Annotated in this window: 18 protein-coding genes; 6 read left to right on the top strand and 12 right to left on the bottom strand. The window is 69.6% G+C overall.

From position 1 onward, the window contains the following. Positions 1-207: 207 nt before the first annotated feature. From groL to D5S19_RS22785, 9 genes are all read right to left on the bottom strand, one after another. Entirely contained in the window at positions 208-1,854 is a 1,647-nt protein-coding gene (groL, locus tag D5S19_RS22745; RefSeq protein WP_120025435.1) for a chaperonin GroEL, read from the bottom strand. A 27-nt stretch (positions 1,855-1,881) separates the two neighbouring features. Further along, complete coding sequence (locus tag D5S19_RS22750) at positions 1,882-2,907, bottom strand: NAD(P)-dependent alcohol dehydrogenase (protein ID WP_120025436.1); 1,026 nt, start codon at positions 2,905-2,907, stop codon at positions 1,882-1,884. Beyond that, positions 2,904-3,635 (bottom strand): iron-sulfur cluster assembly protein, encoded by a 732-nt coding sequence (locus tag D5S19_RS22755; RefSeq protein ID WP_120025437.1) that lies wholly within the window; start codon positions 3,633-3,635, stop codon positions 2,904-2,906. The genes D5S19_RS22750 and D5S19_RS22755 overlap by 4 nt, the downstream gene beginning before the upstream one ends. Then, on the bottom strand, positions 3,632-4,639 hold the full coding sequence (locus tag D5S19_RS22760) for an amidohydrolase family protein (protein ID WP_120025438.1): 1,008 nt from the start codon (positions 4,637-4,639) through the stop codon (positions 3,632-3,634). The genes D5S19_RS22755 and D5S19_RS22760 overlap by 4 nt, the downstream gene beginning before the upstream one ends. Before the next feature lie 69 nt (positions 4,640-4,708). Further along, positions 4,709-5,059, bottom strand: coding sequence for a propane 2-monooxygenase effector subunit MimD (mimD, locus tag D5S19_RS22765; RefSeq protein WP_233574094.1), 351 nt, complete (start codon positions 5,057-5,059; stop codon positions 4,709-4,711). Next, positions 5,056-6,159, bottom strand: coding sequence for a ferritin family protein (locus tag D5S19_RS22770; RefSeq protein WP_120025440.1), 1,104 nt, complete (start codon positions 6,157-6,159; stop codon positions 5,056-5,058). Before D5S19_RS22770 ends, mimD begins: the two co-directional genes overlap by 4 nt. Positions 6,160-6,178: 19 nt before the next feature. Further along, positions 6,179-7,216, bottom strand: coding sequence for an FAD-binding oxidoreductase (locus tag D5S19_RS22775; RefSeq protein ID WP_120025441.1), 1,038 nt, complete (start codon positions 7,214-7,216; stop codon positions 6,179-6,181). 59 nt (positions 7,217-7,275) lie between these two features. Beyond that, complete coding sequence (locus D5S19_RS22780; protein WP_120025442.1) at positions 7,276-8,913, bottom strand: ferritin family protein; 1,638 nt, start codon at positions 8,911-8,913, stop codon at positions 7,276-7,278. Between the two features lie 107 nt (positions 8,914-9,020). Further along, positions 9,021-10,784 carry a sigma-54-dependent Fis family transcriptional regulator gene (locus D5S19_RS22785; RefSeq protein ID WP_120025460.1) on the bottom strand — a complete coding sequence of 588 codons (1,764 nt, stop codon included), beginning with the start codon at positions 10,782-10,784 and terminating at the stop codon, positions 9,021-9,023. A 682-nt stretch (positions 10,785-11,466) separates the two neighbouring features. On the opposite strand from D5S19_RS22785, the gene D5S19_RS22790 reads away from it, so the two are divergent. Continuing rightward, the gene (locus D5S19_RS22790; RefSeq protein ID WP_120025443.1) at positions 11,467-12,504 is read left to right on the top strand and encodes an amidohydrolase family protein; all 1,038 of its coding nucleotides are present in this window, start codon (positions 11,467-11,469) and stop codon (positions 12,502-12,504) included. Between the two features lie 33 nt (positions 12,505-12,537). Next, positions 12,538-15,780, top strand: a complete 3,243-nt coding sequence (locus D5S19_RS22795; RefSeq protein WP_158605612.1) for an AfsR/SARP family transcriptional regulator — start codon at positions 12,538-12,540, stop codon at positions 15,778-15,780. 112 nt (positions 15,781-15,892) lie between these two features. Here D5S19_RS22795 and D5S19_RS22800 read toward each other — a convergent pair whose 3' ends face one another. Continuing rightward, entirely contained in the window at positions 15,893-17,038 is a 1,146-nt protein-coding gene (locus tag D5S19_RS22800) for a YcaO-like family protein (RefSeq protein ID WP_120025445.1), read from the bottom strand. Then, the gene (locus tag D5S19_RS22805) at positions 17,038-18,672 is read right to left on the bottom strand and encodes a TfuA-like protein (RefSeq protein ID WP_120025446.1); all 1,635 of its coding nucleotides are present in this window, start codon (positions 18,670-18,672) and stop codon (positions 17,038-17,040) included. Before D5S19_RS22805 ends, D5S19_RS22800 begins: the two co-directional genes overlap by 1 nt. 362 nt (positions 18,673-19,034) lie before the next feature. Here D5S19_RS22805 and D5S19_RS22810 point away from each other — a divergent pair, with 362 nt between their 5' ends. Then, a complete protein-coding gene (locus D5S19_RS22810; RefSeq protein WP_120025447.1) occupies positions 19,035-19,394 on the top strand; it encodes a VOC family protein in 360 nt (119 codons plus the stop codon). A gap of 37 nt (positions 19,395-19,431) precedes the next feature. Here D5S19_RS22810 and D5S19_RS22815 read toward each other — a convergent pair whose 3' ends face one another. Continuing rightward, entirely contained in the window at positions 19,432-19,923 is a 492-nt protein-coding gene (locus tag D5S19_RS22815) for a MerR family transcriptional regulator (RefSeq protein ID WP_233574095.1), read from the bottom strand. A 284-nt stretch (positions 19,924-20,207) separates the two neighbouring features. On the opposite strand from D5S19_RS22815, the gene D5S19_RS22820 reads away from it, so the two are divergent. The 3 genes from D5S19_RS22820 (at position 20,208) to D5S19_RS22830 (ending at position 23,380) form a co-directional block, all read left to right on the top strand. Beyond that, positions 20,208-20,891: a DUF6194 family protein gene (locus D5S19_RS22820; RefSeq protein WP_199730643.1), complete on the top strand. Its 684-nt coding sequence runs from the start codon at positions 20,208-20,210 to the stop codon at positions 20,889-20,891. A 144-nt stretch (positions 20,892-21,035) separates the two neighbouring features. Next, a complete protein-coding gene (locus tag D5S19_RS22825) occupies positions 21,036-22,883 on the top strand; it encodes a glycoside hydrolase family 5 protein (protein ID WP_120025449.1) in 1,848 nt (615 codons plus the stop codon). Between the two features lie 224 nt (positions 22,884-23,107). Continuing rightward, a complete protein-coding gene (locus D5S19_RS22830; protein WP_120025450.1) occupies positions 23,108-23,380 on the top strand; it encodes a GlsB/YeaQ/YmgE family stress response membrane protein in 273 nt (90 codons plus the stop codon). Positions 23,381-23,500 lie beyond the last annotated feature (120 nt).

A 23,500-nucleotide genomic window follows, 5' to 3' on the forward strand; every position in this document is an offset into this window, starting at 1 on the left:
GGTCTGTGAAGGGACCCTTCACGGACTCTGAGTCTGTGAAGGGTCCCTTCACAGACCCGAAAACGGTCCGGCGCACGCCACGAGGTGGTCGCACACACACCTCCGCATCGCCCACTGCCGGGCCCCCGACCAACTTTGCCGACACCCTGGACGCTGAGGCTGTGAAGGGTCCCTTCACAGCCTCTCCTGCCGAACAGGCGTAACGGGTCAGTAGATGTTGGACGGACGGACCATGCCCTCGGCGAGGTCACCGAATCCCGGTGCGTGGATCGAACCGGGGTTGACCACGATCTCCTCCACGATCGCGGTCTCCGTGGTGATCAGCAGTGCCGCGATCGAAGCCGCGCTTTCCAAGGCCGAGCGGGTCACCTTCAGCGGATCGATCACGCCCGCGGCGAACAGATCGCGGTACTCGCCGGTCAGTGCGTCGAAGCCCTGGCCGTCGCCGAGACCGGCCACGTGGTCTTTGACCTCGTCCCCGGGGAAGCCTGCGTTGGCCGCGATCCAGTGCAGGGGCTCGCCCAGCGCCCGCCGCACGATGTCCCGCCCGAGGGCCGCGTCGCCGGACAGGTCGAGTTCGACCTGCCGGGCCGCTTGTGCCAGTGCCGAGCCGCCGCCGGCGACCACGCCCTCCTCCAATGCCGCTCGCGCTGCGGCCAGTGAGTCTTCGACGCGCAGCAGTCGTTCCTTGAGCTCCACGCTCGTCGCCGCGCCCACCCGCACCACGGCGACCCGGCCGGTCAGCCGGGCGATCCGCAGCCGCAGGTTGTCCTGATCGTGTTCGATCCGGGCGCGCTCCAGCTGCTTCTCCAGCTGGCCGATCCGCGCACGAACGGCGCTTTCGTCCCCGCACCCGCCGAGGATGGTCGTCGAGTCCTCGGTGATGGTGATGGCCCGGCAGCGGCCCAGATCCCGTTCGGTGACCTCGGCGAGAGTCACGCCGGAGTCCTCGCTGACCACCCGGCCGCCCAGCGCCGCGGCGAGGTCCTCCAGCTCGGCGATCCGCCGGTGCCCGAAGCCGGGCGCACGGACCACCGCGGCGTGGAAGGTGCCGTGCACGTTGCCGCTGACGATCAGCTGCAACGCCGGGCCGTCGACGTTCTCCGCGAGCACGACCAGCGGCCGGTCCGCCCGCCGGGCCGCCTCCACGGTCGGCATCAGGTCCTGCACCAGGCTGATCTTCTTGTTGGTCAGCAGCAGCACCGGATCGGCGAAGGACACCTCCATCCGGTCGGAGTCGGTGACCATGTACGGCGAGGTGTAGCCGTGGTCGAACTCGATCCCGTCGGCCAGCCCGACCTCCAGCCCCGGCCGGTCGGACTCCTCGATCTCCACAACCCCAGCCCGGCCCACCGCGGAAAGCGCCTGCGCGATCACCCGGCCGATCCGCTCGTCGTCCCCGGCCGCCAGCGTCGCGATGCGCTCCAGCTCGGTCTCTCCGGACACCTCGACGGCGGACTTGCGCAGGTGCTCCACGACCGCTTCGACGGTCTCCTCGATCCCCCGGCGCACGCGCATCGGGTTCGCGCCCTCGCCGAGCGCGGCCAGGCCCTCCCGCACCATCGCCTGCGCGAGCACAGTGGCGGTGGTGGTTCCGTCGCCGGCCGCGCCGTTGGTCTTCATCGCGACTTCCTTGACCAGCTGGGCGCCCATGTTCGCGAACGGCTCCGCGAGCTGGATCTCCCGGGCGATGGTCACCCCGTCGTTGGTGATCGTCGGCGGGCCGGTCAGCTTCTCCAGTACCGCGTTGCGCCCCTTCGGGCCCAAGGTCACCTTTACCGCATCGGCCAGGGTGTCGACCCCGAGTTCGAGACGGCGCCGCGCGTCGACACCGAACTGCAGCTGTTTCGCCATGGTGTTCCCGGTCCTTTCGTTGCGGTTTCAGGGAATCAGGATCGCGCGGCCGCGGACCCGGCCGGCGTGGAGATCGTCGAGCGCCCGCTGGAACGAGCCCAGCGGGTAGCGCGCGGTGCGCAGTCGCACCCGGCCCTGCGCGGCGAGCACCATCAAGTCCTGCAGATCGGTGTACGAGCCGACGAGGTTGCCGACGAAGTTGATCTCGGTGGAGATGACGTCGATCGTCGGGATGTCGATGTTCTCGCCGTAGCCGACGACGTAGTAATTGCCCGCGCGGCGCAGCATCCGCACGCCCTCGGCGGTCGCGCCGCCCTCGCCGACGAAGTCCACCACCGCTTCCGCGCCGTGCCCGCCGGTCAGATCCAGCACAGCGTCCACATGGGACCCATCGGCGACGATCGTGACGTCGGCACCGATCTCTTCGGCCAGGGTCAGCGCCGCCGGGTTCCGGTCGAGCACGACAAGCGTCGCCGCGCTCATCGCCTTCAGGCATTGGATGCCGATGTGCCCGAGCCCGCCCGCGCCGATGATCACGCAGACATCCCCGGGCCGCAGCAGTCTCGCCGCCTTCGCCGCCGCGTGCTGGGCGGTGAGCCCGGCGTCGGCGAGCGCGGCCACGTCGGCGGGTTCGAGGCTGTCGGCCAGTTTCACGCACGACCGCGCCGAGGTGCGGAGGTATTCCGCGTACCCACCGTGCGTGTCGATCCCCGGGAAATCCGAACTCTCGCAGTGCACGTCGTCGCCGCGACGGCACGCCCGGCACAGCCCGCAGGTGATCAGCGGGTGGAGGATCACCTTGTCCCCCACCGAGACGTTGGTGACCGCGTCGCCGACGGCGTGCACCCACCCCGCGTTCTCGTGGCCGATCGTATAAGGCAGGACGACGCCGGACTTCTCCGCCCACTGCCCTTCGAGGATGTGCAAGTCGGTACGGCACACCCCGGCCGCGCCGACTTTGACCACCACGTCGAACGGCCCCTGCAGCTTCGGTTCGTCGACGTCGCGCAGTTCGAGATTCCGGTGGTACCCGGTGACCTGGACGGCTTTCACGATCGGCTCCTGGTGTTGACGACGACCGGCGCGGCCCCTGCGGGATCCGCGTACCGGGTGGCGAGCAGCCCGCGGCAGAAATGCGCGTTGCCCTCGATGGAAATGCGCGTCGCGGCGGCCAGCCGCAGCCACAGCGCGGTGTCCGGCGTCCCGGCGGGACGGCCGATGTGGTCCACCAGGACCCGCGCGTGCGAGCCGGTGGGCAGCCCGATCGCCTCCCGGCGCCGCAGCAATGCGCTCTTCAACCGCCCCTCCGGCAGGTCGAACAGCTCCAGCATCGGCAGTTCTTCCAGCGTCCACACGCCGCCTGCCAGCATTGCGCGGCAACACCGTTCCACCGCGGCGAGATGTGCTTTCCGCTGGAACGTCCGGCGGAGTTCGTCAAGATTCTGTTCGGCTTCGACGCCGAACGTGCCGAGGTATCCGGCACCGGCCGCGACGCCGCCGTTGATCTTCGCCGAGTCGTGGTGGTCGTCCAGCAGCACCTGGATCCGGCCCACGTCCGGCAACTCCGCCAGCACCTCGTACGCGTCGGAGACCATGAGGTACGCGAAGTTCGGCGCGCAGAACGAAGTCGGCAGGCGCAGGTGAACCTCCACGCCCTCGTCGTCGATCGTCACCGAACGTACGAAGCCGAGTTCGGTCACCGGCTGGTCCAGCTCGGGATCGAACACGGTCGCCAAGGCCGAGAAGACCTGGGCTTCCCACGACAGGGCGGCGGCGGTCATCGGGCCCCCGCGTCTGCTTCGGCGGGCAGCTGCAGCGTCCGGGGCACTTCGAGGTCGTAGAGCGCGGCGGCGTTCAGACCGAGGATTTTCTTCTTCTGCGCCACCGTGATCTCCGGATACTCCGGCAGGTCCGCGGGGATCCGGAAATCGACGAACCGCTCCACCAGCCATTGCGGCGTCCACAGTGCATAGTCGCTGCCGAAGAGGATCTTGTCCTCCCCCAGCCAATACAGCAGCTCCCCGATGATCTGGGCGAAGTACCGCGGACGGGCGTGGATGAACGGCATCGCGACGGCCAGCCCACCGTACACATTGGACTCCTGGGTGGCGATCCAGCAGAAGTCCTCCAGGCGCGGCAGCCCGACGTGCTCGACGATGAAGTTCAGGTCGAGATAGTCGGTGGCGACGTGGTCGATGTCGGCCACGTCGAACGCGTCGCGGTCCAGCGGCCGGATGGTCGGTCCTTTGTGCACGTGGATGTTCTTGATGCCCAGCTCAAGACACGCTTCGAGATAGCGCCGCGACCACGGGTCGTCGAGCCGGTAGCCGCGGGAGTCGCCGTGCCATTCCGCGGTGTAGAGCTTCACGCCCTTGAGCCCCATCTGCTCGGCATCGCGGCGAAGCTGTTCCAGCCCCTCCTCGCGATCGCGCGGATCGTAGGCGTGGTTGTAGGTGAGCTTGCCGGGATGCTGGCGCACCAGGTCGAGACACTCGCCGGTCTGCCCGAAGCAGCGGTGGTAGAAGTCCCGCAGCAGAGTGGCCTGGAAGATCGCGTGGTCGACGTGGCCGTCACCGAACACGTCCTTCATGAACCGTTCGGGGCCGTAGTAGGTATAGGTGTCGTAGTCCCAGATCACCTCGTCCGGGCTGAGGTTGCGGTGGTAGTCGTAGAAGCAGTCGATGAACTGCTTGCCGTGCACGTTCTTGTGGTTCGACTCCCGCGCGTCCCAGATGTGGACATGCCCGTCGACGACGTAGTACTGCTCGCCATCCTTTTCGTACATCGGAGATCCTCGCCCTTCGGTCGTGGTGGGGGTACGCGGTGGCGGGCGCCCGGCCCGCCACCGCGGGAATCAGCTCTGGGCAGGCAGGTCGAAGCCGATGTACTCGGCGGCGTCCTCCGGGTTGGCGAACAGCAGGGTGCGCTCGTCGAGGTGCACCATGCGGCCGTAGTGGGTGGAGCTGATCTCCTCGAAGATCGAGCCGTCGAAATCCTGGCCGAGCGCGTCGGTCAGCTCGGCGTAGTCGAATTCGAGCAGCCGCGTGCCGTCCACCCGGATCATCGACGGGTACTCGACGAGCCCGACCCCGTCCTTCGCACCCATCACGTCGGCCACCACCCGGCCGATGGGGGTGTTCATCAGGGTGACCCCGCACTTGTTCGACGACCCCACCTGCGAACCGAACTCCATGGCAGCACTCACTTCTCCCACCCTTCCGGAAGGCCGAGCCCGATCTCGTCGAGCAACTGGGCGAACTTCTCCTTGCTCGCGGCGAGCGAGTCGGCGAACGTGCGCGCCTGTTCCGCGGGCTGCGACCAGATCGGCTGCAGCGCCCGTGCGGCGTCCAGGCAGCGCGGCACCCAGGTCGCCAGCCATTCGCCGAACAACGCACGGTTGGCCTCGCCGTGGTCGGCGTCGCGGGCGAGCAGGTGGAACAGCGACCGGGTGTAGGCGAGATCGCGGTGGTAGTCGTGCTCGCCGGTGCCGACGATGGTCGGGGTGATGTAATCGCCGTTGCGCGCCGAGATCTGCATGATCAACTCGGACCGGAAAAGCTGCCCGACCAGCTGCTCGAACACCACATTGGCGCCGAAGAGCAGCTCCGCCCAGTCGCCGGTCGCGGTCAGCTGCTCGACGACCTTCCGCGTCGGCTGCCATTCCCCGGCCGACTGCCAGACCTCCTTGTGCACGTCGCCGTCGAAGATATCCAGCGAATCCGAGAGGTCCAGGTTGTACAGCGCGAGATCCTGCGCGAACCGCATCTTGTGCGCGGCGTTCACGGCCACCGCGTTGTTGACCATGTTCGTCGGGCCGGACCGCTGGATCGAGGTGAACACGTGCAGTGCCATGCCGTTCTCGGCGTGCATCCACGCGCCGAGGTTGCGCGCGATGAACTTCTGCCACGCCGGATTCCAGCCCTGATACGCGCCGGCGCGCTTGGCGTTGTCCAGGCACAGCGAGACCTGGCGCACCACCGCGGAATTGTTGCGGTAGAGCGTCTGTTCCCATTCCTCGTTGGGATCGAGAAACGCGTGCCAATTCGAGGATTTCGCCCGCGTCCACTCGTGCGGGTAGCCGCCCGGGCCGTCGCCGAAGCCGTAGACCCAGCCCTGGGTCAGGTGCCGATCGGGATCGGGCTGCACGTCGACGGTCACGTCCTCGTACACCGTCGCGCGGAGCTTGGCCGGTTTGAAGTAGCTGTAGCTGCGGCTTTTCGAGCTGGGGAACTCCAGCGCCCCGGCCTCGGAGTCGGTGAACTCCACCTTCGGGAAGCTGCGTGTCCCGGTTGGACTGTTCGCCACGTCTGTCTCCTTTACCCGCTCAGTCGCCGACTGCGGTCGTGAACTTGTCGTAGAACACCTGGTCGTCCGGAACGCCTTGCCGTGCCGCGAGAGCGAGCGCGGCGTCCACCATCGGCGGCGGCCCGCACAGATACACCTCGCTGCCATGCAGCTCGGGTTCGCGGGCCTCGACGACGTCGGTGACCAGTCCCGGTTCGGCCACCACCCCGAGGTCGCCGCTGCCGTCCGCCGATTCCGACAGCGCGACGGCGAACCTGAAGTCCGCCAGTCCTTCCCCGAGCGCGCGGATCTCGTCCAGATAGAACAGATCCGCCACCGTGCGCGCGCCGTAGTAGAAGCGGATCCGCCGGGAGTCACCGGTTTCGGCGAGATGCCGGAGCAGGGCGAGCACAGGCGCCATGCCCGCGCCGCCCGCCATCAGCACCAGCGGCAGCACATGCCCCTTCTTGAGCGTGAAATTGCCGTACGGACCGCGCAGCTGCAGGGAATCCCCTGCCACGAGGCCGTCCTCCAGCAGCGCCGAGAACCGCCCGCCCGGGTACTTCTTGATCAGGAACTCGATATGACCGGTCGTGGACGGAGTGCTCGCCATCGAGAAGGAGCGGCACTGCTCGGTGCCGGGAATGGTCAGCTCGGCGTACTGCCCGGCCTTGAACTCCAGCGGCACCGAAGGCCGGAGCGTGAGGCCGGCGATGTCGTGGGTGTGCGCCACGATCTCGACGACCTCGGTGGTGATCTCCTGCAGCGGCGCGGAGTTGAGCAACTCGTCCTCGTCGAAGTTGAGCAGCTCGATCGTGCAGTCGCTGAACGCGTGCGCCCGGCACAGCAGCACGTAGCCCTCCTCGACCTCCGCGTCGTTGCACGCGAACGTCGAATAGCGCTCCATCTGGAGGTCGCCTTCGAGCACATAGGACTTGCAGGCCGAGCACTGGCCCTCGCGGCAGCCGTGCATGAGGTGGATGCCCTGGCCGAAGGCGGCGTCCAGGATCTTCTCGTCCTCGGTGACCTCCAGCTCGATCCCGACCGGCTCGAAACGGATGCAGTGCTTGTCGCCCATGGGTTTCTCCCGATTTCTCGAACGGGGTCCCGCGGCCGGCGCGGTCGCGGGACCCGGCCTCAGGCGACGGGGATGTTCGGGTTCGCGCGGTAGGCCGCGGCCCACTGTTCGCGTTCGGCGTCGGTCATCTTGTTGAGTGCCACGTTCGGGCTGGTGAACGGGATTCCCTTGAGATCGTCGAGGGTCCAGAGCTTTTTCGGGTCGTCGAGATCCAGGTGCGGCTGCGGGATCAGGGTCCGGCCGTCGTCGCGGACGTAGCCGAGGTCCGCGACGATGTCGGCGAGATCGCGGTCGTGGTGCAGGGTCTCCCATTCCCGCTGCCCGGTCAGCCGGCCCATGTTCGGCGTCTCCCGGCCCTGGTATTCCGGCCGGAAGGCGACCTTGTCGGTCCACGCGCAGGTCTCCGAGCAGTAAGTGCGCCACTGGTCGTCGACCTTGTCCACCACCAGGTCCTGGCGCACCAGGCAGGGCACCATGCAGGTCCAGCAGCGGTGCGGGTACTCATAGCCGACGTCCTCGAACGCGATCGGCTTGTTCCGGCCCGGGTAGCGCATCCGGTTGTAGGCTTCCCACCATTTGCCGAACTGCGCGTACCAGCCGGGGTACTTGTCCTCGAACCACTCGAAGTCGGCGTCGGTCATGCCGTCGATCCGCCAGTAGTTCACCGGCCAGCCGGTGGCGAAGAACTGGGCGACGCGGTGCACGTAGAACTTGTTCGTGATCCGGTTCCACGCCTCCTCGACCAGGTCGTGCGGAATGACCAGGCCGTACTTTTCCAACGGCAGCAGATAACTGCGGTAGTAGTCGTCGTAGATCCAGCGGCGCCACATCTCGGCGTAGGACTCGCGGTCCTTGCGGCGGTCCTTGGTGCCGTATTCGATGAAGGTGCCGATCGCGGCGTCGACCACGCAGTGGTTGTTCCACCAGGCGTAGCGCAGGTCGCGCTCCAGCAACGGGCGGTTCCGCTCGTCGGCCAGCGCCATCAACAGGATCGAGTAGCCGTTGCTGATGTGCCGCGATTCGTCGGACTGCACCGAGTGGAACACGGTCGGCAGCAGATAGTCGCCGTTGGCCGCGGCCTCGTCCGGCATCGCGACGAACAACGTGTTGGTGAACGCGGTCTCGGCGACCACGGTCAGGTAGATGTTCGCCGCGGTGATCGCGTCACCGGTGATGAACCCCTCGCCGAACTGACGGCCGATGGTGCCCGCGTAGTTGTTCGCGAACGCCTTCTCGGTGATGTCGAACCCGGCCGGGTCGATGTAGTTGTTCATGTACAGCTTCTTGAGGTTCATCTGGATCGTCGAGTGCCGGACCTCGTCGATCATCTGCACCGCGAGTCCATTGTGGATCTCCGGATTCGGTACCGCGTCGATCGCCATCGGCATCGCCCGGGCCGCGGAGATCTCCGGGAACGGGATGATCGAGAGGAACAGTTTCTGCCATTCCAGCCAGCGCTGCTGCACCTGCCGGAACATGTTCCCGCGGATCGCGCCGTCCATCGCGCCGAAGACCCGGCTGTCCTTTTCCTCTTCCATCGGGAAGTAGGACCGCATGATCTGCTTGAGCGGATCCTTCTTCGGTGCCTTCTCGAAGGTGTAATCCGTGCCGAAGCGCGTCGCCGGTGTCGCGAACGTCGGCTCCCACGAAAGTTCGGTGATCTTGCGGTGTGCTTGGGTGAGACTCTGCCTGCTCAACGTCGGCCTCCTGGAACCCCGCGGTGTGTGCCCGCTGTCCGTCTGACCGATCGAGTGTCGGGCTCCTGCCCGGCGGCTTTTATCTCAATGTGAGACCAGGCTGCGGATCACGACGCGTCGTCGACGATGCCGAAAGCACGGATCTTGCGATAGATCGTGGCACGCGACATGCCCAGATCGAGCGCGGCGCATTTCTTGCTCCCCCGATTGGCGGCCAGGCTGCGCACGATCGCGTCGCGTTCGAGGGTTTCGAGCTTGGTCAGCCTGCGGCGGGTGAAGGCCTGGCATTCGGCGGGCAGATCCGCGGGTTCGAGCGTGCCGCCGTGCACCCCGTGCGCGGCGATGGCGAGCACGGCGTCAAGCTGCCGGACGTTTCCGGGCCACGGCAGGCGCATCAGCCGGCGCAGGCAGGAATCGGAGACGGCGGGCGGGCGGCTGCCCCGGCGGGCCAGCAGATGCGGCACGAGCCGGTGCAGGTCCTCGATCCGGTGGCGCAGCGGTGGAACTTCGACCTTGCGGGTGAAGAAGGCCAGGACCGTGCCGTGCTCGATCGGCTCGCAGCCGAGGGTGGCCACGACCCAGGCGGGCGCCTGCCGCGGCGGGACGTCCTGCCAGGTGGCGAGCAGTTCGGTGAGCGCGGGCAGGCGGCCGTGGGCGAGCGCGTCCACGTGCTGCAGCACCACGACGGGCGGATCGCTGCAGGCCGCTTCGTCGGCGAGCGCGAGAATCCAGGCGTCCTGATCGTCGACGGCGGCGCAGTCCACGATCAGCGGCCGCCTGCCGTGGCGGAGCGCGATGGCCCGGGCCATCGCGGTCTTCCCGGTGCCCTGCTCCCCGCCGAGGGCGAGCCAGTGCCCGCCGCCGAAACTCGCGTCCGCGGCCGCGCACGCCTGCCGCCACTGCGGGCTGGCCCCGGCCAGCCCGGGCAGCTGGAGATCGGTCCGGGTGGTGCTCCGCGGGGACGAGGTCTGGTTCTTCACCCGGAAGACGCCGCCGGCGAGCGTGGTGCCGCTGTAGACGGGCCGGTATTCGAGCCGGGCGCTGATCCCGGACGGGAGATCGGCCAGCACGGTCGCCGGTTTGGCCGAACCGGCCAGGTCCGTCGCGTGCGTGATCAGCGCCGAGCGATCCGTGACGTCGTAGCGTTCCTCGGCCTGGCTGCTGACCATGACGACGTCGTTGTTGACGGCCAGCACCGCTCCCGAGCCACGCCGGCACGCCGCGAGGTACTCCCGGAACAGGCTCAGCTCGCGCGCGCCGGTGCCGGCGAGCATCGCCTCCTCGATCCGCTTCGCCGTGGTGCGGGCCAGGGTCAGCAGGAGCGGCCCGCACGCCTCGTCCCACGACGTGAGGTCCAGGACCCCGGCCAGGTGCCCGCGGATCGGGTGCACGATCGGCGCACCGGCGCACTCGAAGCCGGTCAGCTCGTCGTTGAAGTGCTCGAACCCGGAGACCAGCACGGACTTCTGGCACTCCACCGCGGTGCCGATCCCGTTGGTCCCCACCGATTCCTCGGCGTAGCTGTAGCCCGGCGCGAGCGAGATCTGATCGAGTCCCGCGGTGAGCGTCCGATCGGTGGACAGGCGGTTGACCACCAGCCCGTTCGCGTCGGTCAGCACGATCGCCGTCGGATGGCCGGCCAGCTCTTCGGACAGGTTCGCCAGCACTGGCGCGGCGCTGTGCACGAGCAGGCTTTCCTCATCGCGGTCGGAGACATAGCGCGGCTCCGGCCGCGCCACGGCGACCTGGTGCTCCAGCGCCCGCCGCCACGACGCGGTGATCACGTCCCGTACTCCCGGCGCCTCGGGCGAGTGCCGTGACAGGAACCGTTCCCGCAGGTCACGCATGGTCTCGTTACCCCGAGTCGCCACCACGTCTCCTTCAACGTCCAGTGCCGAGTCCTGCCGACCCACGATCTGTCATCGTGCACCCGTGGCGCGCGTCACCCTGTCTCATCGTGAGACAGGCTCGCGGCACACGGCAAGGGCCACCTCAGCGGTCCTGGACGTGCGGCATGCCGGGCGCTGCCCCCGGGACCCCATGCCGAGCAAGGCTGTGAAGGGACCCTTCACAGCCTGAGAGTCCGTGAAGGGTCCCTTCACAGCATGGGGCCCGGCGCGAGGGGCTGAGGTAGACAAAGCCCGGCTCCCCGCGGACGGAGGACGGCCGCGCTCGATCCGACACCCGAACCCGGATTGGTCCCGGCGGGTGTTCGCGCACCCCTGCCGGGACCGGCGAGGGCGAGGCGAGGAGGACCGCCGTCCACCTCACCGCCGCCCGCCAGACGCTCGCCGGGGGAAGCGGGCCGGGCGCGTCGTGAACGCGTCCGTCCGGACCTTCCGCGGGTACGGCACGACCCCCAAGACATGCCGTGCCCGCTCCCGGTGGGAACCGGGTCCTCCGCGAGCGGTGACTACAGGTCTACCGAGCCTCGATGACAGCTCGATGACAGCGTGCAGAACGCCCTGTCAACCACCCCCGAGCAGGGCATATGTCCGGTAGGGTCCGCAGGCGTAGAGGGGCTGGGACAGCACGAGAACAGGGGATCGGACTGTGGTTTTCGGGGTCCGCGGGACCACGTTGCCGGACCGGGTGGTCCGGACGTTCGCGGTGGACGGCGACCGGTTGCGCGAGGGCGGCTGCGACGAGTTGATCTCGGACGGCGGCTGGCTCCTGCCGGGTCTGGTGGACATGCACACCCATCCGGGGTCGACGGGGCCGGACGACCCGTTCTCCGAGGAGCAGCTGCGCCGCCATCTCGAAGCGCATCGCGACGCCGGGGTGCTGCTGGTGCGGGTGCCGGGCTCGACCGTGCGGCTCCCGGACTGGGCCGGGACCGAAGCGGGGCTGCCCCGGGTCCGCTCGGCAGGGCGCTGGCTCGCCCCGAACGGCTCCTTCTACCCGGGATACGGCCGCGAGATCGGCGACGACGAGCTGGTCCGCGCCGCGGTCGAGGAGGCGGGCGCCGGCGGCTGGTGCAAGATCATCGGAGATTGGGAACCCACCGAGGCCACCGTCGGGCTCGATGTGCTCACCGAGGCGATCGCCGCGGTGCACGAAGCGGGTGGCCGGGTGGCGGTGCACTGCCAGAACGCCGAGGGCGGCCGCAACGCCGTGCTCGCCGGGGCGGACAGCATCGAACACGGGATGCACCTCGAACCGGAGATGCTGGACCGGATGGCCGCGCAGGGCACCGCGCTGGTCCCCACGTTCACCACCTTCGCGGGCATCGCCGAACGGACCCGGGACAAGGCGCCGAGCGCCCTGCGCGACTGGCTGCTCGCGGGCTGGGAAGGGATGCCCTCGATCGTCGGGGCCGCCTATGAGGCAGGCGTCACAGTGCTCGCCGGGACCGACTGCGCGCCCTACGGCAACATCGCCACCGAGGTCGGCTGGCTGCGCAAAGCCGGCTTGCCTGCCGAGGCCGCGCTGGGCGCCGCGTGCTGGACGGCGCGCCACTGGCTCGGCGAGCCTGGCCTTGCCGACGGCGCACCGGCAGACTTGGTGGTCTATGAGGCAGACCCGGTCGCCGATCCCGGTGTGCTCGCCGATCCGAAACGGATCATCCTCGGCGGCCGGGTGATCCGCTGAGCGTTCCGGCCCGAGCAGGTGGGAGGTGAGGCCTTGACCGGAGTCCAGGCGCCCGAGTTCGGGGTGCTCGGGCCGCTGTCCGCGGTCGTCGGCGGGACGGCCGCGCCGCTGGGCTCGGCCAAGACCCGGATCGCGCTCGCGACCCTGCTGCTGCGGGCCAACCACGTGGTGTCGGTCGAGGAGCTGATCGACCGGTTGTGGAACGGCGAGCCGCCGCGCGGCGCCCGGAACGCGGCGCAGGCCTACGTGATGCGGCTGCGTAACGTGCTGGGCGAGGCGGGCGGGCTGATCCGCACCCAGCCCCCGGGGTACCTGCTCGAACTCACGCCGGAGATGCTCGACCTGGGCCGGTTCCGGCTGCGGATCGCCGCCGCGGGGCGGGCGCGGTCGGCGGGCGATCCCGCCGCCGAGGCCCGCGAGCTGCGGGCCGCGCTGGAGATCTGGCGGGGCGTGCCGCTGGCCGACGTGCCCTCGGAGGTGCTCCAGGCCCAGGAGGCCACCCGGCTGTCCGAGGAACGGCTGCAGGCCTGGGAACGGCTGATCGATGTCGAACTCGGTCTGGGCAGGCACGCCGGGCTGATCGGCGAGCTGCACACGCTGACCGAGGAGAACCGGCTCCGCGAGCACTTCTGGGACCAGCTGATGCAGGCCCTGCACCGCTCCGGGCGGCAGGCCGACGCGCTGGCGGTGTACCGCAAGGTGACCACGCTGTTGCGCGAGGAGCTGGGCATCGACCCGGGCGAGGCACTGCGCCAACGGCATCAGGAGGTCCTGCGCAACGACCCCGTGACGAACGGCCCCACGCCACCGTGGACCGCCCCGTTCCAGCTGCCCGCCGACGTGGCCGATTTCGTCGGCCGCGACGGGCTGCTCGCCACCATCCGCGAGCTGACCACCCGGCCCGGCCGCAACCGGCTGGCGGTGCCGGTCGTGGTGCTGTCCGGTCCGCCGGGGGTCGGCAAGACAGCGCTGGCCACGCACGCCGGGCACGCCTTGCGCGCGGATTTCCCGGACGGCGTGCTGCACGTCAACCTGCGCGGCTACTCGACCAGCCCGCCGCTGGCCGCGACGGACGCGCTGGCCCGGTTCCTGCGTGCGCTCGGGGTCGCCCCGGAACGCATCCCGCACGAGATCGACGAGCAGAGTTCGGTGCTGCGTTCGCTGCTGAGCGGGCGGCGGGTGCTGATGATCCTCGACAACGCGGCCAGCCCCGAGCACATCCGGCCGCTGTTGCCGTCCGACCCGTCCTGCGCGGTGCTGATCACCAGCCGGGACAACCTGCAGGGCCTGGTCGCGCTCGACGGGGCACGGCGGCTGCCGGTCGGCGTGGTGTCCGCGCAGGAGGCCGGGGCGATGGTGGGCAACATCGTCGGCGCCGACCGGGTAGCCGCGGAGCCTGCGGCGACCGGTGCGTTCGCCGCCGCGTGCGGGTACCTGCCGCTCGGGCTGCGGATCGCCGCGACCAACCTCGCCGGTTCGGGCGGCCGGTCCATCGCCGAGTACGTCGAGCGGCTGCGTCCCGGCACGAAGCTCGACGCGATGGAGATCGAGGGCGACGACCAGGCGGCCGTGCGGCTGGCCTTCGATCTGTCCTACAGCACGGTGAAACCCGCGCTGTCACAGTTCTTCCGTACGGTGAGCGGCATTCCCGGGCCGGATTTCGAGGTGCTCGCCGCGGCTGCCATGACCGGCACCTCCCCGGCCGAGGCGCAGCGCATGCTCGACCGGCTCACCGCGACCAACCTGATCGGCACCGGCGCGCCCGGACGGCATCATTTCCACGACCTGATCAAGGAATTCGCCGCGGAACGGGCCCGCGAACTGGACCCGCCCGCGGAGCGCGACGCCGCACTCACCCGGCTGTTCGCCCGGTACCGGCAGCGCACCCACACCGCGTGCGAACTACTCTACCCGGACGCGCACCTGCTCGATTCCGCGGCCGCGGAGGACCCGCCGTGGCCCTCCCCCGCCGCCGCGCTGAACTGGCTGGACGCCGAGGCGGAAAACCTGGTCGCGCTGATCTGCGCGCCGCCGCCCGGCGCGCCGGTCTGGGAACTGGCCTACGCTCTGCTTCCCTATCTGCAGCGTGGACGGCAGGATTCGCTTTGGCAGTCCGCGTTCGGCGCCGGGCTGCGGGCCGCCGAACAGGCCGGGGACGCGCGCGGGCAGGCCGCCATCCACCGCGGTCTCAGCCGGATGCTGTTCCACCACGCCGGCTACGACCAGGCCGAAGCGCACATGCGTGAGGCAGCCCGGCTGTTCCGGGAGTCCGGTGATCCCGTCGGCGAGGCCCGCGCGCACACCGGGCTCGGCTCGATCTACGGCGAGCTGGGCAGGCTCGACGAATCGATGGCGCATCTGGAGGAGGCGCTGCGGCTCGGCGGGGACACCGCGGGGCGCAGCACCACGTTGTTCGACCTGGGCATGACGCAGATCCACCTCGGCCGGGTCGCCGAGGCGTCGGAAAACCTCACCGAGGCGCGGCAGCTGGCCCGGCAGCAACAGCTGCGGCATCTGGAGATCCGCTGTGTCGGCGCGTTCGGCTTCCGGGATCTGTGGGCCGGGCGGCTGCGTTCCGCGCTGCTGTCCTTCGGCGAGGCGATGGCGGGGTGGACCGAACTCCAGTTCTCCCCTGGGATCACCGAGATCGCGCGCAACATCGCCAAGACCTGTCTGGAGGCGGGCCGGCCGGACCTCGCCCGCGACCTCGGCAGGCGCGCCCTGGCCTGGGCGCAGGCGGCCGACGTCGCCTGGCTGATCACCGGCTCCCACGTCCTGCTCGGCGACACCGCGCTGGCCGAGCAGGACGTCGGTGCGGCCCGGCAGCACTTCGCCCAGGCCCGCACGCTCGCCCACCACGGCGGCGCGGACTACTGGGTGGCCGCGATCGACCGTGGCCTGGCGAGCGGACACCGCCGTTCCGGCGAACTGATCGAGGCCGCCGACCTGGCGAAGAAAGGCCTCGACGAGGTACTCCCCCGCGACCGCGGCCTGGCGCACGCCGAATTGTCGGCCGTCCGGCTGGCCCAGGGCGAGATCCGCGAAGCGATCGACCACGCCGGGCACGCGGAGGCGATCGCCGAGGAGTACGGCTACCAGCTCGACGGCGTCCGCGCCCGCCGTGCGGCCGCCGCCGCCCGCCGCACCGCGGGCGACGCCGCCGCCGCGGACGACCTGGACCGGCAGGCGGCCACAGCGCTCGACGGCATCCGTGCGGAAGCGGCACCGGTGGTGCCCGACGTCGTCGCCCTCGTACCACCACACGAACCCGGTTGATCACCTCACGACGTCGGCGGCGCTGTGAAGGGTCCCTTCACGGACGCTGAGGCTGTGAAGGGACCCTTCACAGCCCTTCCGCACGGGAGTCTACTGTGGACAGTGCGGTGCTTCAGGCTCCGGTGTGCAGATACTCCGTGTCGAACAAGGTCTTCGGAATCGTCACCTTCACCACAGAGAACTCGTCCGTGGTGCTGAGATCGGCCAGGAGCGGGCCGGTACCGGCGATGTCGCGGACGCGGGCCGACAGCCAGGCGAGTTCGGCGTCGACGTCGGGGAAGGCGCCCGGGCCGGGAGGCGCGTAGTCGGCCCAAGTCAGGCGCGGACCGTCCGGCTCGACGAGGTTCTCGGTGGACAGGCGGACCCGCTGATAGACGGCGGGCAAGTCGTCGCGGCTGCCCGCGATGCCGGTCAACCTGCTCTGCACGGCTTCGGTCAGCGCGCGAGACAGCGCCACATGCGGGTCCAGGTGGGTGCCCCAGCCACCGCAGGCCACCGGGAAGTCCTGGCTCCAGACACGGGCGGCGAAGCAGGGCACGCCGAACCGGCCGTCGACGGTGGTGATCGTGACCGTGGCACCGGCTGCCCGGATGCGGTCGATCAGCGGCGCGCACACGTCGTCGGCGAGCGAACCGGGATCGATGTAGAACCACGGCGCACCCAGCGGGACCCGGCTGAGCGAATCCCGTTCGATGATCTCGTAGATGGCGTGCAGGCCCGCTTCGGAGCGGTTGTTGCCGGAGGCGAGCCCGTTGCTGCTCCACAGGAACCCGGGCGGGGTCCACGGCCGCACCGGCGGGGGCAGGCTCACCAGCGGCCACGGCACCGGCACGGCGGCGCCGCTGCCCGTGTCGAACGCCTCGACCCAGTCGAGCGGGGTCGTCTCGGTGACCAGCGAGCCAGGCCCGGTGACGACCCCGGCGATCCGGTAGGGCAGCCCAAGTTCGGCCGCCGAAGTGGCGTGGTGGCACACCGGGTTCGGCACGTTCTCCGCGTGCCACAGCTCGATCGACTCCATCGCCGCGGAGATCCGGGCGAGCGCCGCGGTCTGTCCTTTGCCCTGGGAGACGGTGAGGCTGCGGGCCAGCGGGCGCACCGCCATCATCACCGGGACGCCCAGCACGTCGAGCCCGGTGACGTCGGCGACGCGGGTGACCCCGTAGCGGGCGAGCAGTGGTTCGATCACCGCCCAGGTCTCTTCCGGGCGGCGGACCCGGTGCGTTCCGGCGAAGAAGACCTTCGCCCCGGTCGGCATCATCACGCACCGTCCCGGGTCAGGAACCGGCTGCGCAGGAAGAACGGCCGCACGGCCTCGGCCGCCTCGGCCACGGTGGCAAAGCCACGGTCACGCGCGGCGGCCAGCAGCGCGGGCTCGTCGCCGGTCCGCCAGACCGAAGCAAGGTGCTCGGTCAGCACGGCGGGCTTGAGCTGGCCGACGTGCTGTCCGCTGGCCCACGACGCGACCTCGGCGTTGACCACCTCGGCCTCGGCCACCGCCCGCCGCGCCGCCGGATCGGCCCCGACGCCGGGCTCGGCCGAGGCGAGGTCACTGGTCGGGCACTGCGGCTGATACGACCGCACCAGGATGCGCAGCAACGCCTCCTTGCCCGGCAGCTCGGCCGCCTCCGCCGGGGTGAGCCAGTACCCGGTCTGCTCCGCGGTGAGCGACTCCGGGCTCAAGCCGTGCCGCGCGGCCACCCGCAACGCGCGGACCTCGCGCTCGTCCTCGGGGCCCGGCCCGGCGAGGTGCCCCAGCACGTAGCGGCGCCAGCGCGCCGGGAAGTCTTCGAGATGGATCTGCTGATAGCGAATCGTGGCGCCGAGCGACACGTCGGTGCCCTCCACCGGGGACACGGAGAACTCGACCTGCCATTCGGTGATGAACCGGTTGCGCCAGTCGTCGTTCGCCGTCCAGTCGCCGGGACCGCCTCTGCCGGGCAGGGTGTCGCGGGTGTCTGCGACGGTGGCGTCCGCCGGGCAATCCTCGTCCGCTGTCCCGTCGCGGGGACCGCTCGTGCCAGGCACCGTGTCGCGGAGGTCCGCGGCCTTGGCGCCCGCGACCCAGCCTTCATCCGTCACCCCGGCGACACTGCCCGCACCGGACACCATGCCACGGGCATCCACGGCCTCAACGCCCGCCACGAAACCCTCATCCGCCACCCCACCCGCACCCGGCACCGTGCCACGGGCATCCGCAGCCTCGACATCCGCCGCACAGCCCTCATCCGCAGCCCCATCACCGACACCGCCCGCACCAGGCAGCACGCCGCGAGCGAGTGCGCGCAGCGTGTTCCGGGTGTCCGCGGCTTTGACGTCCGCCGCTTCCGGGTGTTCGGCCAGGAAATCACGCAGCCGGACGAGATCCTCGCCCGCGGACGCCAGCGACTGCCAGGTGCGTTCGGTGTAGTGCCGGTGTCGCGCGAGTTCGACCACGGACTGCGCCGCCGCTGCGGAGAGCACGCCTGCCCGCCGCGCGGCCTCGGCGGCGTGCCGCACGGCGACCAGCGCCACGGTGAGCTTGCGGTACTCCGGCGCTTCGCCGTGCAGGACCGCGACCTCGTCGTCGCCCTCGAGCAGCTCGTCCCGGTACTGCCCGAAGACCACACCGTGGCCGAGCATTCCGTAGCGATGCAGTTCCGCCGCGCGGATCGCGCCCATGCTGGCGCACCCCACCACCCGCACGCCGGACTGCAGCAGCGCCAGGATCTCCTTGTGCCGCACCGAGGCGCTCTGGTGGTAGAAGCCGTCGACCAGGACCACCACGTCGCCGCGGGTGAAGCCGTGCCGCAGCAGATCGCCGTGCGCCACCGGCGGATGCAGCACCGCGCCGGGCAGGCAGTTCAGCGCCTCCGGCCCCGGCAGGGTGGGGCCGAGGAACACGTGCACCGGCATGGTGCCCTCACGCCCGCCGGATCAGTTGAATTCCCGGCCGCCCAGGATCATCACGACCTCCGACCACGGGTCGAACAGTTCGGCCGCGGTGACGTCGCGACGAGCCGTCTTGATCTGCTCGATGATCTCGTCCATGTTCTTCTCCCCTCCTCGGCGATCGCCGAAACGCGATCACGCGCGGAGCCTACTACAGCACGAGCGGCTGAGCTGCCGGTTTACCCGAAGTCTCGACCGGGACCGGATCCGGCCAAGAGGAATTCCGGCGGTGTACCACGAAGCGCCACAAACCCGTCACGCCCGCTGACCACGAGCACCGGGGAAACCCGCTTCTCCCGCCCGCCACCGGCCGGTAGCGTCGCCGCATGGCTTGCCGGATCACCGAACTCGTCCTCGACTGCGCCGATCCGCAGCGGCTGGCCGGCTTCTGGTGCGAAGTCCTCGGCTACGTCGAACTCGACCGGGAGGGCCCGAACATCGAGATCGGCCCGCCCGGCCGCGGTTTCGGCGGGCCGCAGCCGACCCTGATCCTCAGCCACAGCACCGATCCACGGCGTGGCAAACTGCCCCTGCACCTCGACGTCAACCCGACCGACCGCGACCAGGACGCGGAACTGCGCCGGCTGCTGGCCGCGGGCGCCCGCACCGCCGATGTCGGCCAGCGCGGCGGCGAATCGTGGCACGTGCTCGCCGACCCGGAAGGCAACGAGCCATGCCTGCAATGAACGGTCCGACGGCGGTTACAAACGCTCGGCTCGGCTATTAGGCGGTGGTGATGATGTCGGCGATGTCGGCGCCAGCCCACAGCAGGGCGAGTGTCCGCTTGGCGATCGCATCGATCCGGGATTCCAGGGCCTTGAGTGGGTCGTCGACGTCTTGAAGTTGGCGGATGGAGGTCATCGCGTGCTGAACCTCGGGGATGCGGTAGCCGGCCGCCCTGAGCGCAGCTGTGATCCGGGCCTCGCGGATCGCGCGGACGGGATATCGTCGCGCGGAGCCCGCCCGCAATGTGACTCGTTCCGGGGCGACAAGCCCGACCTTCTCCCAGAAGCGAAGCGCCGAGGTGCGGACGCCGAGAGCGCTGGCGAGCTCGGTGATCGTCATAGAGTCCTCGGCGGTCGGTTCCGCCTCGACCGATGTTTCAGCGCGGATCATCTGGAGTGCTCCTTGCGCAGCGAGAGCGTCGTCTCGTTCTCGCGCGAGCGCCACGTGGAATGAGCTGAGCAGAGAAACCGCCTGATCGCGCGGGACCATGCGCACCTCGCGCAGCGCTTGCCGAGCTCGGACCGGTCCGATTGCGGTGGCAAGGTTGCGGTAAGCGCGTAGACCACGCACGTGTTCGCTGGAGAACTCGCGGTACCCATTCACTGCTCGGGGTGCCGGTGGGATGACTCCCAGAGCTTCGAGGTCTCGGATCTGCTGCACCGAGTACCCCGATGCCGCCGAGACCGCGGCCGTTGTGAGCCGTGCTGCCCGCGCGGTGCTCGTAGCGCCCACGGTCCAACCCTCCACTAGCACTTCAACTTCATACTTCAGGCATGATTATGGAACAGCTCCTCGATGCGATCCGTAACTTCGACGGCGTCCTGGAACTCGCTCCTACCGAAGGCAGCGCGGTTCCTGAGATCGCATGGGGCGACCACTTTTTCTACTTCGCTCCCGACGGGAAGATCCCAGATCGAGTCCAGCCCTACGCCACGATCGTGACCAAGGATTATCCCGGCGACACACAGTCCAACCTTGATCCGGCAGGCCGCTGGAGGGTGAACATCCACGTCGGCAAAGCCAAGGCCACCGAGCTCACAGGCGAGGATCGTCGGCACGCTGCCCCACGCGACTTCAGCGCATCAGATCTAATCCTTCCGCACCCGGTCTATGGAGCACTCGGCTGGATCGCTGTGGTCAACCCAGCGCCCGGACGACATCCACCGTCGTCGCACTGCTGCGTGAAGCGCACGAGCGAGCGAAACAGCGGGCTTCTCGTCGCGCGACAGCTAATGCGTCCGGCGACCAAACAGGAGCAGACGGGTGACGCACGCGAAACCCGATGGCTGCACAAAGATGTCACATGTGAGGTGTTGCGGAAGGCAACGAGTTCTGCCTGCCCCGCCGCCGGGTCGAGCCGGTACCGGACGAGACGACTGCCTGACCGCGGCCGAGACACTTCGCAGCAAGCCTGCCGGGCAGGGACCGGTTTACCCCACACCGGGCGAACGTGGTGACCCGATCGGGTTCGACCGGTCCGGAGAGCAGCAGCGTGGCGCGATCAAGACTTTGTCCGGCGTAGTTCGGTCTGGAGAATTGCCGTACACGTACGCTACTTTTCGCCGGTACATACCCGGCATCCGGCTGGCTACCCTCTGTGCGTGCGGATTCTGGGTGCGCTGTGTGCAGTCCTCGTGACCATCGGTGTCGTCGCGCCGCCACCGGCGAGTGCGGCGGCCGGGAGGGATCCGGCAGGCTGGGTGGCGCCGCTGAGCACGCGCGGCCGGTACATCGTCGACGCCGAGGGCAACCGGTTCAAGCTGAAGGCGGCCAACTGGCACGGCGCGAGCGGCACATGGAACGGTTCCGGTGACCCCGCCGATCCGGCCAGTCACCACGGCGGCGAGATCGCCTACCAGACCCCGCTCGGGCTGGACCGGGCCTCGATCGGCACGGTCATCGACGGGCTGGCCGCGCTGGGCCTCACCAGCGTGCGCCTGCAGTTCTCCAACGCGATGATCCACGACGCGAACCCGGTGCCCGACCTGCCCGCCAACCCGCAACTGCGCGGGCTGACCCCGTTGCAGGTCTACGACCGCGTGGTGGACCGGCTGACCGCGCGCGGTTTCGCGGTCATTCTCAACAATCACACCACCACTTCGCGCTGGTGCTGCGGGCTCGACGGCAACGAGCGCTGGAACACCTCGCAGACCGAGCAGCAGTGGCAGGACGACTGGCTGTTCATGGCCCGCCGGTACGCCGCGAACAAACGCGTCGTCGGCGCGGATCTGTACAACGAGGTCCGCCGCTCCGTGTTCGAGGACCCCGGCTGGGGACAGGGCAACGGCACGGATTGGCAGCGCGCGAGCCGGCAGATCGCCGACCGCATCCTGACCGAGGCGAACCCGGATCTGCTGATGATCGTCGAAGGGATCAACTGGACCGGGCTGCCGGTGGACGGGCTGCCGCACGGCAGGCCCACGCTGGAGCCCGCCCGCACGCTGTCGCACACGCTCGTCGACTCCGGAAAACTGGTCTATTCAGCGCATTTCTACGGCTACACCGGCCCGAACCATTCCGGGGCGACCGGCATCGGCGAGACGCACGATCCGCGCTACCGCGACCTGACCCCGCAACAGCTGCGGGATGTGCTGTACCGGCAGGCATTCTTCGTCTCCGCGGAAACCGACAAGCACTACAGCGCTCCACTGTGGATCAGCGAATTCGGGGAAGGCCGGGGCACCACCGACAAGGCATCGCGCGCCTGGTTCGAGAACTTCCTCGGATACCTCGCCGAAACCGATACCGATTTCGCCTACTGGCCCGCGGTCGGCTTCCGGACCGCCGGCGAGGACGACGGCTGGTCCCTGCTCGCGTGGGACGGCGCGGGCGGGCGCACCGACATCCTCGACGGCACCGACTGGCGCGGCCCGGCCTGGCGCAGGCTGATCGACGCACCGTCGCGGACCGGGCAGATCCCGCCCGCCGAGCACTGGTCGCTGCTCGACCTCGACTACGGGGATTTCCCGGCGTCACGGGCGATGCGCGCGAAGCCGGACTGGGATCCGGGCGCCCGCAAGGCCACCTGCCCCGACGGCCAGCGGCTCACCGGGCTGGCACACAACGGAAACCGGGGCCTCTGCACCGGCACACTGGCCACTCCCGGCGAGTACACCACCGTCACCGATGAGTCCTCTGTGGACACAGACTGGGCGCGGGGCTACACGAAACGGCAATGCCCACCGGATCACGCCGTGGTCGGCTACAGCGTCGAGGGCGCGGCCGTGTCGGCAGTGCTGTGCGGCCGCTCGGCCACTCCCCTGGGCCACCACGGCCGCACGGCCTGGTTCGACCGCGGCGACAACCGTCCCGGCGGCGAGCCCGGTGGCGATTTCGCCTCGGGACACTACAAAGGACAGTGCACATCGGACGAGTACGTCGCCGGTGTCGCCGCCACGACAAGGGTGGGGTCGAACGGGGAGCCGGACGCCCTGCTCTGCCGCTCCTGACCGACGCGCTGCGCGGTCCACAGTGTCCAATGCGCCACCGGACCCGAAGACCGGCAACCGGTCCCGCCGCCATAACCATGCCCTCAGGGGCACTCGTGACCTACGTCACGGACGCCGGAGGCAACCATTCGGCACCTGCTCTCCTGGCTCACTCTGACGCGCTTCGCCCCAGCCGGGTATGACATCCTGATCATCCAGACAGTGAGTCGAACGAGAGGACAGTCGTGGGCATTATCGGCTGGATCGTGCTGGGCCTGGTCGCCGGCGTCATCGCGAAAATACTGATGCCGGGCAAGGACCCGGGCGGCTGCATCATCACCATCCTGCTCGGCATCGGCGGCGCGCTGCTCGGCGGATGGATCGGCAAGACGGTCTTCCATCGCAACCTCGGTACCTTCTTCGACCTGAAGACCTGGGGGCTGGCGATCGCCGGCTCGCTGGTGATCCTGATCATCTACCGGCTGCTCTTCGGCCGCAGCCGCGACCGCCGGGACTGAAACCGTTCGCGGGCCGGGCACCCGTGTCTCCGGTGCCCGGCCCGCGCGCCGGGTCTCGGTAGCGGCTGGGGGCGGACGCTTCGATCCTGCCCCCCGCTCGCCGGGCCGGCCTCCTCGGCG

Source organism: Amycolatopsis panacis, assembly GCF_003600245.1.
Taxonomy (GTDB): domain Bacteria; phylum Actinomycetota; class Actinomycetes; order Mycobacteriales; family Pseudonocardiaceae; genus Amycolatopsis; species Amycolatopsis sulphurea.

Coding starts and splice junctions, on each gene's coding strand:
- groL (WP_120025435.1), bottom strand. CDS start 1,854: ATGGCGAAACAGCTGCAGTTCGGTGTCGACGCGCGGCGCCGTCTCGAA.
- D5S19_RS22755 (WP_120025437.1), bottom strand. CDS start 3,635: ATGACCGCCGCCGCCCTGTCGTGGGAAGCCCAGGTCTTCTCGGCCTTG.
- D5S19_RS22760 (WP_120025438.1), bottom strand. CDS start 4,639: ATGTACGAAAAGGATGGCGAGCAGTACTACGTCGTCGACGGGCATGTC.
- D5S19_RS22775 (WP_120025441.1), bottom strand. CDS start 7,216: ATGGGCGACAAGCACTGCATCCGTTTCGAGCCGGTCGGGATCGAGCTG.
- D5S19_RS22800 (WP_120025445.1), bottom strand. CDS start 17,038: ATGATGCCGACCGGGGCGAAGGTCTTCTTCGCCGGAACGCACCGGGTC.
- D5S19_RS22805 (WP_120025446.1), bottom strand. CDS start 18,672: ATGCCGGTGCACGTGTTCCTCGGCCCCACCCTGCCGGGGCCGGAGGCG.
- D5S19_RS22810 (WP_120025447.1), top strand. CDS start 19,035: ATGGCTTGCCGGATCACCGAACTCGTCCTCGACTGCGCCGATCCGCAG.
- D5S19_RS22815 (WP_233574095.1), bottom strand. CDS start 19,923: ATGGTCCCGCGCGATCAGGCGGTTTCTCTGCTCAGCTCATTCCACGTG.
- D5S19_RS22820 (WP_199730643.1), top strand. CDS start 20,208: ATGATTATGGAACAGCTCCTCGATGCGATCCGTAACTTCGACGGCGTC.